Genomic DNA, 10319 nt, shown 5'->3' with positions numbered 1-10319 from the left:
AAGATGCGCGCGGCCGCCGCGGTGCTGCAGGCCGAGCGGGACGCGCTGGGCGAGCGGCTGCGCGCGGTCGTCGTGTGCGACCACGAGCGAGCCTCGCCCACGTCGTCGCTCGTGCTCCGCGACGCACCCGCCGAGCACGGGTCGGCGCTGGAGGTCATGGACGCCCTCCTCGACGGCGGCTTCGAGCCGGTGCTGCTCACCGGACGCACCGTCGCGGCCGGGTGCGCCACGGCGCGGCGTCTCGTCGAGGTGCTGCGCCGGATCGCCCCGGAGCTCGAGCTGCGCACCGAGCCGCTCGAGGGCGCCGAGGACCGGCTGCTCCGTCTCGTGGGCCCCTGGACCAGCCGACGGTGGACGCCGCTGGTCACCCGAGCCTTCCAGGAGGGCCACTGCGACGTCCTCGTCGGCACCCGCGCGCTGCTCGGCGAGGGCTGGGACGCACCGCGGGTCTCGACGCTGGTCGACCTGTCCACCGCGTCGACGACGTCGGCCGTGACCCAGACGCGCGGCCGGGCGCTGCGCACCGACCCGACGTGGCCCGACAAGGTCGCCACCACGTGGAGCGTCGTCTGCGTCGCGCCCGAGCACCCGGGTGGCGACTCCGACTGGCGCCGTTTCGTGCGCAAGCACGACGGCTACTTCGGCGTCGACGACGACGGGCAGGTCGTCTCCGGCGTCGCGCACGTGGACGCCCGCTTCTCGCCGTTCGTCCCGCCGGATCCCGACCTGTTCGACGTCGTCGCGCTCGACATGACGCAGCGCGCAGGGGAGCGCGACGTCGTGCGGGCCCGCTGGCGCGTCGGCGAGCCGTACCGCGACGAGGTCCGGCGCGCGATCCGCGTCCGCCCGGACGACGTCGCAGAGGGCGTCCGCGCGGAGCCCGCGACGATGCCCGCACCCGAGCCGCCGTGGGCGCGGATGGGTGAGGACGGTGTCGTGTCCTTCGGTCGTACCGCGCGGCTGGAGCCGTGGGACGCCGCGCGCGAGGCCGCCCGCGACCCGGGCCTCGCGGCCCACGCGTGGGTCGTCGCCGACGCCATGGCCCAGGGCGGTCTGGGTGGTCCCGGGGCGGTGGGGGTGCGTGCGGTGGTCGACGCGACCGGCACGTACCGGTTCGAGCTGGACGCCGACGCGGCTGCGGCCTCGACCTTCGTCGACCTCGTGGAGGAGCTGCTGGGGCCGCTCGTCGCGCCCCGCTGGCTGGTCGCGCGTCACCAGGCGCCACCGCCGTCCGCGGGCACGGGCTGGCGCGTGCTGCTCGGCCGTGCCCGACCCGTGGCCCGCACCTGGTACGCCGTGCCGACGGAGCTGGCGCGCAACGTCCAGCGGCGTCGTGCCTTCGCGGCCGCCTGGGCACGGTGGTTCGGCCCGGCGGAGGTCGTCGCGTCGACGTCGCCGGCGGGGGAGGCCGCGCTGACGTCGGCCTACGGCACCACCCCGCTCGACGTCGTGACGCTGCTGCGCTCGAGCTGGTCGTGAGCGTGCGTCCGCGGGTCGGAGGTCCGTGGGCGACCAGGACGCTGCGTCCTAGACTGGCGGCATGCCTCCCGTCAACCAGGGTCTCTTCACGCTCGAGTTCCCGCAGTCGCTCGGTGTCTACGACGACTACGCCACCGCGCAGAAGGTCGTCGACCACCTGTCCGACCAGGAGTTCCCCGTCCAGAACCTCCTCGTCGTCGGCACCGACCTCAAGCAGGTCGAGCGCGTCACCGGGCGACTCACGACCAGCCGCGTGGCCGGCGCAGGTGCTGCCTCGGGCGCCTGGCTCGGTGTGTTCGTCGGCCTGCTGCTGAGCCTCTTCAGCAGCGAGAGCACCCTCCTGCAGAGCGTCGTCGGCGGGCTCGGCATCGGCATCGTGTTCGGCGTGGTCTGGGCCCTGCTCGGCTACGCGGCCACCCGCGGCCGGCGCGACTTCAGCTCCGTCAGCAGCGTCGTGGCCACGAAGTACGAGGTGCTGGTCGAGCACAAGCACCGGGCCCGGGCCCAGGAGCTCATCGCCGACCTGCCCGAGGCGCGCCAGAACCCCTTCGCCTGACCGTCCCGCGGCCCCGCGCCGTGCCCCTCCGCCCCGCCGACGGCGGTGGGGCGCGACCCAGGAGAGCCATGACCAAGACCAACCCCGGCAACTTCTTCGAGGACTTCCGTGTCGGCCAGGTGATCGAGCACGCCACGCCGCGCACGATCACCGACGGTGACCGCGCCCTCTACGGCGCGATCTACCCGACCCGGTTCGCCATCCCCTCCTCGGCCGAGTTCGCCGCCTCCGTCGGACTGCAGGACCACCCCGTCGAGGACCTCGTCGCCTTCCACGTCGCGTTCGGCAAGACGGTCCCCGACGTCTCGCTCAACGCCGTCGCGAACCTCGGCTACGCCGAGTGCCGCTTCCACCGTCCGGTGCTCACCGGCGACACGCTGCGCACGAGCTCGGAGGTCATCGGCCTCAAGCAGAACTCCAACGGTCGCACCGGCGTCGTCTACGTCCGCTCGACCGCCACCAACCAGCGGGGCGAGGTCGCGCTCGACTGGGTGCGCTGGGTCATGGTGCACAAACGTGACGCCGATGCACCCGCCCCGGAGACCGTGGTGCCCGAGGTGGCCGACGTCGTCGCGCCCGACGACCTCGTGCTGCCCGCCGGCCTGGACTTCTCGGCCTACGACACCACCGCGGCCGGCGAGCCGCACCGCTTCGACGACTACACGGTCGGCGAGACCATCGACCACGTCGACGGCGTCACGCTCAGCGAGTCCGAGCACATGATGGCCACCCGGCTGTGGCAGAACACGGCCAAGGTGCACTTCAACACCGAGGCCCGCCCCGACGGTCGACGACTCGTGTACGGCGGCCACGTGATCTCGCTGGCCCGTGCCCTGTCCTTCAACGGCCTGGCGAACGCGCAGCTCGTCGCCGCGATCAACGCCGGCTCGCACGTGGCGCCCGCGTTCGCCGGCGACACCGTGTACGCGTGGTCGGAGGTGCTCGACAAGGCCACCCCGGCAGCCTGGGAGGGCACCGGGGTCGGCGCGCTGCGGCTGCGGCTCGTCGCCACCAAGGGACGCGACGAGACGACCACGCTGCGCGGCGACGACGGGAAGTACGCCGAGGGCGTGCTCCTCGACCTCGACCTCTGGGCCCTGGTGCCGCGCTGATGGGTGCCACCCTGGTCCTGGTGCGGCACGGGCAGACCGAGTGGAGCCTCGCGGGTCGGCACACCGGTCGTACCGACATCGAGCTGACCGCGGCGGGGGAGGCGACGGCGAAGGCCCTCGCCCCCGCGCTGGCGGACGTCGACTTCGACCTGGTGCTCACCAGCCCCCGGCTCCGAGCGCGGCGCACGGCCGCGCTCGCCGGCTTCACGGAGGCGACGATCGAGGACGACCTCGCCGAGTGGGACTACGGCGACTACGAGGGACTCACGACGCCGCAGATCCGCGAGTCGGTGCCGGCCTGGACCATCTGGGACCACCCGGTGCCGGGCGGCGAGACGGCCGACGAGGTGGGGGCCCGGCTCGACCGGGTGGTCGAGCGCGTGCGGGCGGCGGACGGCCGGGTGCTCGTCTTCGCCCATGGCCACAGCCTGCGGGTGCTGGCCGCGCGCTGGCTGGGCCTGCCCGTGCAGGACGGACGCATCTTCGACCTCGACACCGCGACCTACTCCGTGCTGGGCGACGACCGCGGCCAGCCCGTGGTGCAGCGCTGGAACGTCGGCCCGACCCTCTAGCCTGACCTCGTGAGGATCGATCTCCACACCCACTCCAACCGCTCCGACGGGACCGACACGCCCGCCGAGCTGGTGGTCAACGCGGCGCTCGCCGGGCTCGACGTCGTCGCACTGACCGACCACGACGCGACCACCGGCTGGGACGAGGCGCGTGCTGCGGGCGAGCGGGAGGGTGTCGTGGTGGTGCCGGGCATCGAGATCTCCACGACGTTCCACGGCGAGAGCGTGCACCTGCTGGGCTACGCCTTCGACCCGGCGCACCCGCCCCTGGTCGAGGAGCTGGAGCGGGTGCTGGGGGGCCGTGACCAGCGCCTGCCGCGCATCCTCGCGCGGCTGGCCGAGCACGGGATCGACATCACCGAGGAGGACGTCGCGCTGCAGTCGGGGGCGGCGGCGGCCTCAGGACGTCCGCACATCGCCGACGCCATGGTCGCGAAGGGCTACATCGGTCACCGCGACGAGGCGTTCCAGGGCTGGCTGAACAGCCGCGGTCGCGCGTACGTCGAGCGCTACGCCGCTCCGTTGCTCGACGCGGTGCGACTGCTGAAGGACGCCGGTGGCCGGGCGGTCGTCGCGCACCCGTGGTCGCGCGGCAGCGACCGGGTGCTCACGGCCGACGCCTTCGAGGAGCTGGCGGCCCTCGGCCTCGACGGCATCGAGGTCGACCACGTCGACCACGACGCCACCGCCCGTCGCGGCCTGCGCGACGTCGCCCGCGCCCTCGACCTCGTCGTCACCGGCTCCAGCGACTACCACGGAACAGGCAAGTCGTCGGCCTTCCACCTCGGCGCCAACCTCACCGACCCGGGGGAGTACGAGCGCCTCCTCGGCTGACCCCTCAGCAGTGGATCCGCCACCTCCTGAGCGCTCGTGAGGTGGCAGATCCACCGCTGGGGAGGCTGAAGGCGGCAAGGGTTTTCCCTTCTCGTGGACCGTGCCGCGAGAAGGGAGAATCTCGTGTCTCCCCAACGCAAAGGGCACCCAGAATTCTTCGTTCACGCGGGCGAGGCCGAACGCTTCTGCCTTCACGACGGGATCCCGTAGCAAACGCAGCATCCTTGGCCCTGTGACGCGCGAACGCAGAATCCTGCGTCCACCCCAGCACCCATCCACAGCCCGAGACCCCGGACCAGCGCCGTCGCCAGTCGCCCGGTCGAGGCCCTCTCGGAGCGCAGGCCGGCGAGGAGCCGGGCCGACGCGCCGGCAGGTCGACGAGAGCTCGACGAAGGCTCTTGAGCATCTGCTCAAACTCTGTCATGCTTGAACTGAGCAACCGCTCAAAAAAGGAGGCACGCATGGACACCCCGACGACCACCCGACCGCCCACCGGCACCGACGTGATCTGTCGCGTCTGGCTGGGAGGACTGTGCTGGGGCCCGGTGACGGCCGCGGGGGTGGTGCTCGGCTGGATGGTGTCCGGGGCCGTCCTCGACGGAGTCAGCGTCGCCGACCTCGACGAAGGGGTGGCGATGCTGCTGATCCTGATGGTCATCGCCGTACCGATCGGGCTGCTCACCGGACTCGTGGCGGGCCTGCTCGCCGGCCTGCTGCTCGTCGCCGTCCGCCCGCTCGGCGACGTCGCGCCCTGGCTCGTCTGCGCCGTCACCCTGGTTGGACTGGCCCTTGCGTGCAGTGCCTTCACCGGACCCGGGAACGAGCTCACGTTCGTCCTCGCCGTCCCGGTCTGCCTGCTCTCCGCCTGGCCGGTGCTCCACACGCTCCGGAAGGCGCTGCGCCCCACGACGGCACGTCGATGACGTCGTCGACCACGCGGCTAGGCTCGGTGCGTGAGCGACGACCCCCGCACGCTGGCCACCCGGCGCCGACTCGTCGACGCCACGATGCAGACCATCCGCGAGCAGGGCATGGCGAAGCTGTCGGCCCGCACCATCGCCGCCACCGGCGGCGTCAACCAGGCGCTGGTCTTCTACCACTTCGGCACCGTCGACGGGCTCGTCGCCGAGGCCTGCCAGGTGCTCACCGGCGAGCGGGTGGACCGGCACCGACCGGCGCTCGACGCGGTCACCACGTGGGCCGGCCTCATCGACGTCGCCGAGCAGGTGCGTGCCGACGAGCGTGAGGAGGGCAACGTGGCCGTCCTCGGCCAGATCCTCGCCGCCTCCCACGGCAACCCCGACCTCGCGACCGCCGCGGGTCGGGCGATCGGGCTGTGGACCGGCGCGGTCCGCCCCACGCTCGAGCGTCTGCTCGCGACGTCGCCCGTGGGCGAGCTCTTCGACGCCGACGTGCTCACCGACCTCGCGGCGTCGGCCTTCGTCGGCATCGAGCTCATGGAGCCCACTCGGACCGGGGGGAGCCGGCCGGCCGACGACCCGCTCGCCCGTCTGCGGCCCGTCGCCGAGCTGCTCGACGGCCTCGGGCCCATCGCCCGCCGAGCCGTCCGCGGCGTGCTCCGCGGCACCCAACGCACCTGACCCACTCATCCCCGACTTGTGGACACCTGCGGGGCACTCGAGGTCGTCGACGTGCCCCGGAAGGGTCCAGAAGCGGGGTGAGGGGAGGGGTGGGAGGCGTCAGCCCGTCTCGCCGAACTGCTCCACGCGGATGCTGTCGGATGGGAACGCCTGCTCGCGCAGCAGTCGCGTGGCGTAGCCGACGAACCCGACCGACCCGCACACGAACGCCGCCTCGACGTCGTCGAGCAGCGGCGCGACCTCGTCCGGGTAGGGCGGCGCGGCCACCCGCGCGCCCAGGTTCTCGCGCGTCAGGGCCACGAACGCCCCTGAGGCCAGCAGCTCGTCGGCGTAGGGGAGGCGGTCCAGCGACTTCGCCACCGCCACCACCCGCAACGCGTCAGCGTTCCCGGTGCCGATCGCGTGCCGGAGCATCGAGACCATCGGCACCACGCCCGACCCGCCGGCGAACGCCAGCGCCCGCTCGCGACCGTCCCAGGTGAACCAGCGACCGATCGGTCCACGCACCTCGAACGTGTCGCCGACCCGCACCTCGTCGTGCAGGAACCCCGACACCTCGCCGTCGTCCATCCGCTCGACCATCAGCTCCACCAGCCGGTCGCCGGGGGCGGACGCCGTCGAGTACGACCGCTGCGCGGTGTAGCCGTCCGCTGCCCGCAGCCGCACGACGTAGTGCTGACCGGCGCGGTGCGGGGCCGGCTCCGGCAGCTCCAGGCGCAGCCGCACGAAGCCCTCCGTCGGGTGGTCCTTCGCGCGCACCGTCGCCAGCTGCCAGCCGGTGCCGCCCGGGTTCTCGACCACAGGGTCGGGTCCGGCGGGCCGGCTGCTCACGGGTCCCCCTGGTAGCGCTGCTCGAGCCACGGGTCCCCGCGGTCGTGGTAGCCGCCACGCTCCCAGAACCCGGGCTCGTCGTGGTCGAGCAGCTCCAGGCGGGTCAGCCACTTGGCCGACTTCCAGAAGTACAGGTGCGGCACGAGCAGACGCACCGGGCCGCCGTGGTCGGCCGTCAGCGGCGCGCCGTCGGCCTCCCACACCACCCAGGCGCGGTCGCCGCGCACGTCGTCGAGCGGCAGGTTGGTCGTGTAGCCCGACGCGGTGTGCGCGACCACGTGGGTGGCGTCGGAGGCGACGCCGCAGACGTCGAGCAGCGTCTCGACGCTGACGCCGGTGAAGGCTGTGTCGAACCGCGACCACGTCGTGACGCAGTGGATGTCGACCGTGCTCGTCGCGTGCGGCAGGGCCCGCAACGCCGACCAGTCCCAGGTCTGCGGCTCGAGCACGGCGCCGTCGACCGTCAACGTCCACCGGTCGAGGTCGACCTGCGGGGTCGGCTCCGCCGAGAGCACGGGCCACTGACGGCCCGCGTCGTACTGGCCGGGCGGCAGACGGTCGGACTGGGCGGGCCGGCGGCGGCCGACGAAGCCACGCGTGACGGGTGCGTCGCTCATGTGAGGTCCTCCAGGAACGGGAGCCAGGCCGCGGCGAGACCCACCGGGTTCTCGACGGCGGGGGAGTGGTCGGCGCCGGGAACCACCTGCACGGTGGTCCCCAGTCGTGCCGCGAGGTCGTCCTGCACGGCGTGTGGCCACGCGTCGTCACCGGCGCCTCGGCCCACCCACGCGGGGAGACCGGTGGCCGCGACCTCGGCGACCCGGTCCGGGGCGTCGAGCAGGTGCTGGGTCAGTGCGCGCAGCCCGACCCTCGAGTTCGTCTCGAACCGGCGCAGCAGGAACGCCTCGATCTCGGGCGGGTGCGTGCCGAGGGTCGACGCCTTCAGCGCGCGGTACACGTCGCCGATCGGCTCCGGTCCGTCGAGCCGTGCGACGAGCTCGTCGAGCGGCCGCTCGGGGCTCGCGCCGAGCGCGGCGGGACCGGTGCACAGTAGGCTCAGGCTCGCCCATCGTGCGGTGTGCTCGATCGCCGCCGTCTGCGCCACGAGCCCACCGAAGGAGTGGCCCAGCAGGTGCACGGGCGTCGTGCCGAGGGTCTCGGCGAGGGCGGCTGCGTCGGCGGCGAGAGCACCGAGCGAGAAGTCGTCGGCGTCGTCCGCGCTCGTCTCGTGCTGTCCTCGCTGGTCGTACGCCGTCACCGAGAATCCTGCGCCGGCGACGAGCGGGAGCAGCGGCGTGAAGTCCTCCTTGCTGCCCGTCCAGCCGGGGACCAGCAGCACGTGGGCCCGCGGGTGCTCGACGTGCGCGTGGTGCACGGCGAAGCGCCCCCGCGGGGTCTCCACGGTCGAGGCGACCACGCCCGGCGGGAGGTCGAGGGAGCGGGGTGTGCTCATCGCCCGCGCTTGGCGGCGCGCGCCACGAGCGACGTCGGGGCGTGCCGGGCCAGGGTCGCGAGCACCTTGTAGCGCAGGCTGGGGACCGACACGGTCCGGCCGCGCTCGAGGTCGGCGAGCGCGGCGGCCACGAGCTTGTCGCTGTTCAGCCACATCCAGCGGGGCACGCCCGAGATGTCCATGTCGGCGCGCTGGTGGAACTCCGTGCGCACGAAGCCGGGGCACAGCACCATGACGCGCACGCCCGACGACGCGTAGTGCCAGTCGGCCCACTGCGACAGGTTCACCAGCCACGCCTTGTGGGCGGAGTAGGTCCCGCGCGGGGTGAAGGCGGCGACGCTCGCCACGTTGACCACCTGCCCGCGGCCACGTCCGACCATCGACTTGATCGCCGTGTCCATGAGGTGCATCGGCGCCCGCACGAGCAGGTCGAGCTGACGGTCCTCGTCGGCGACGTCGGTGGTGCCGAACCAGCCCGCGAGCGACGCGCCAGCGTTGTTCACCAGCAGGTCGACGGGTGCGGTGGTGCTGGCGAGGGCGGCCTCGGCCGCAGCCAGTCCGTCCGCGGTGGTCAGGTCGGCCACCACGACGTCGGCCTGCACGCCGTGCGCACCGCGCAGCTCGGTGGCCAGCTGCTCCAGACGCTGCTCGTCGCGCGCCAGCAGCACGACGTCGTCGCCCCGGGCGGCGAGGGCGCGGGCGAAGGACAGTCCGATGCCGGCCGTGGCGCCGGTGACGAGAGCGCGGGTCATGTCGTCAGCATGCCATGTCGTCACGGTGGCGGACGTCGCAGCCACGGGGCGGTCTCCGGTGGCATGATGTGCCGCGTGACGACGACGATCTCCGTGGTGAACCAGAAGGGTGGCGTCGGCAAGACGACCACCGTCGCCTCCCTCGGCGCGGCGTTCGCCGAGCTCGGCAAGCGCGTGCTGCTCGTCGACCTCGACCCGCAGGGCGGGCTGACGTTCTCCCTGGGCATCGACCCCGAGGACGTCGACGTGACCGTGGGGGAGGTGCTGCTCGGCAAGGCCAAGCCGGCCGACGCGATCGTCGTCACCGAGGACGGCATGCACCTGCTGCCGTCCAACGTCACGGTCACGCAGGCGGAGGAGGCGCTCGTCAGCCGCACCGGGCGCGAGCAGCGGCTGCGCGTCGCGCTCGACAAGGTCGCCGACGACTACGACCTGGTCGTCATCGACTGCCCGCCCACGCTCGGCGTGCTGACGGTCGGCGCGCTCTCGGCGTCGCAGAAGGTCGTCATCCCGCTGCAGGCGGAGACCCTGTCGCACCGCGGGGTGCTGCAGCTGCTCGACACCGTCCACGACGTCAAGCAGTTCATCAACTCCGAGCTCGAGGTCGCCGGCGTGCTGCCGACGATGTTCGACGGGCGCACCAACCACGCCCGCGCCGTGCTCGCCTCGATCGAGGAGCAGTTCGAGCTGCCCGTCCTGAGCCCGCCGATCCCCAAGTCGATCCGGTTCGCCGAGGCGCCCGCGATCGGCCGCTCCATCCTCAGCGTCCACAAGAACCACAAGGGCGCCGACGCGTACCGCGAGGTGGCCAAGAGCCTGCTCTGAGCCGGCACGACGAAGGGCCCCACGCCGTGCGTGGGGCCCTTCGTCGTGGTCCGGGTCAGTCCGCCGAGGCGGGCGCCGTCTCGTTCGAGGCGGTCTGGCCCGAAGCGGTCTGGGTGCCGTTCTGGCCCTCGACCTTCTGGCCGCCCCGGGTGCGACGGCGACGACGGTTCCGGCTGCGGCTCGAGCCGGTGCCCTCGCCGCCCTGGCCGTCCTTGGCCTGCTCGTCCCGCGGCTGGTCGGTGCGGGGTCCGGAGGAGCGCTCGCCCTGCGGACGTCCGCCGCCCTGACCGCGTCCGCCCTGGCC

At 73.3% G+C, this 10319-nt stretch carries 12 protein-coding genes and 1 pseudogene; 8 read left to right on the top strand and 5 right to left on the bottom strand.

Translation table 11 applies throughout. The features are described 5' to 3' along the window. The 7 genes from NH339_RS15290 to NH339_RS15260 all read left to right on the top strand — a co-directional run. A partial coding sequence (locus NH339_RS15290; RefSeq protein WP_256475628.1) for a helicase-related protein occupies window positions 1-1479 on the top strand: 1479 nt, incomplete at its 5' end. A 61-nt stretch (window positions 1480-1540) separates the two neighbouring features. Beyond that, window positions 1541-2035: a general stress protein gene (locus tag NH339_RS15285; protein ID WP_067855831.1), complete on the top strand. Its 495-nt coding sequence runs from the start codon at window positions 1541-1543 to the stop codon at window positions 2033-2035. Between the two features lie 68 nt (window positions 2036-2103). Next, complete coding sequence (locus NH339_RS15280; protein ID WP_253026864.1) at window positions 2104-3147, top strand: MaoC family dehydratase; 1044 nt, start codon at window positions 2104-2106, stop codon at window positions 3145-3147. Next, complete coding sequence (locus tag NH339_RS15275) at window positions 3147-3719, top strand: histidine phosphatase family protein (protein ID WP_253026862.1); 573 nt, start codon at window positions 3147-3149, stop codon at window positions 3717-3719. Before NH339_RS15280 ends, NH339_RS15275 begins: the two co-directional genes overlap by 1 nt. 9 nt (window positions 3720-3728) lie before the next feature. Continuing rightward, a complete protein-coding gene (locus tag NH339_RS15270) occupies window positions 3729-4553 on the top strand; it encodes a PHP domain-containing protein (RefSeq protein WP_308207086.1) in 825 nt (274 codons plus the stop codon). 461 nt (window positions 4554-5014) lie between these two features. Further along, window positions 5015-5476, top strand: a complete 462-nt coding sequence (locus tag NH339_RS15265; RefSeq protein ID WP_253026860.1) for a hypothetical protein — start codon at window positions 5015-5017, stop codon at window positions 5474-5476. Window positions 5477-5506: 30 nt separating this feature from the next. Next, entirely contained in the window at window positions 5507-6154 is a 648-nt protein-coding gene (locus tag NH339_RS15260; protein ID WP_253026858.1) for a TetR/AcrR family transcriptional regulator, read from the top strand. Between the two features lie 99 nt (window positions 6155-6253). On the opposite strand, the gene NH339_RS15255 is transcribed toward NH339_RS15260, so the two are convergent. The 4 genes from NH339_RS15255 to NH339_RS15240 are packed head-to-tail and all read right to left on the bottom strand — an operon-like array spanning window position 6254 to window position 9190. Beyond that, window positions 6254-6985, bottom strand: coding sequence for an FAD-binding oxidoreductase (locus tag NH339_RS15255; RefSeq protein ID WP_253026856.1), 732 nt, complete (start codon window positions 6983-6985; stop codon window positions 6254-6256). Then, window positions 6982-7602, bottom strand: coding sequence for a sulfite oxidase-like oxidoreductase (locus NH339_RS15250; RefSeq protein ID WP_253026854.1), 621 nt, complete (start codon window positions 7600-7602; stop codon window positions 6982-6984). The genes NH339_RS15255 and NH339_RS15250 overlap by 4 nt, the downstream gene beginning before the upstream one ends. Then, window positions 7599-8438, bottom strand: coding sequence for an alpha/beta fold hydrolase (locus NH339_RS15245; RefSeq protein ID WP_253026852.1), 840 nt, complete (start codon window positions 8436-8438; stop codon window positions 7599-7601). Before NH339_RS15245 ends, NH339_RS15250 begins: the two co-directional genes overlap by 4 nt. Further along, window positions 8435-9190 carry an SDR family oxidoreductase gene (locus NH339_RS15240; RefSeq protein WP_253026850.1) on the bottom strand — a complete coding sequence of 252 codons (756 nt, stop codon included), beginning with the start codon at window positions 9188-9190 and terminating at the stop codon, window positions 8435-8437. The genes NH339_RS15245 and NH339_RS15240 overlap by 4 nt, the downstream gene beginning before the upstream one ends. Before the next feature lie 66 nt (window positions 9191-9256). Here NH339_RS15240 and NH339_RS15235 point away from each other — a divergent pair, with 66 nt between their 5' ends. Continuing rightward, a complete protein-coding gene (locus tag NH339_RS15235; RefSeq protein ID WP_253026866.1) occupies window positions 9257-10015 on the top strand; it encodes a ParA family protein in 759 nt (252 codons plus the stop codon). Window positions 10016-10070: 55 nt separating this feature from the next. Here NH339_RS15235 and NH339_RS15230 read toward each other — a convergent pair. After that, window positions 10071-10319 (bottom strand): annotated as a pseudogene (locus tag NH339_RS15230) (hypothetical protein); the annotation flags it as partial.

Origin of the sequence: Aeromicrobium sp. CnD17-E (assembly GCF_024124745.1) — a bacterium.
Lineage (GTDB): Bacteria > Actinomycetota > Actinomycetes > Propionibacteriales > Nocardioidaceae > Aeromicrobium.
This window is presented reverse-complemented; position numbering and strand designations above follow the sequence as displayed.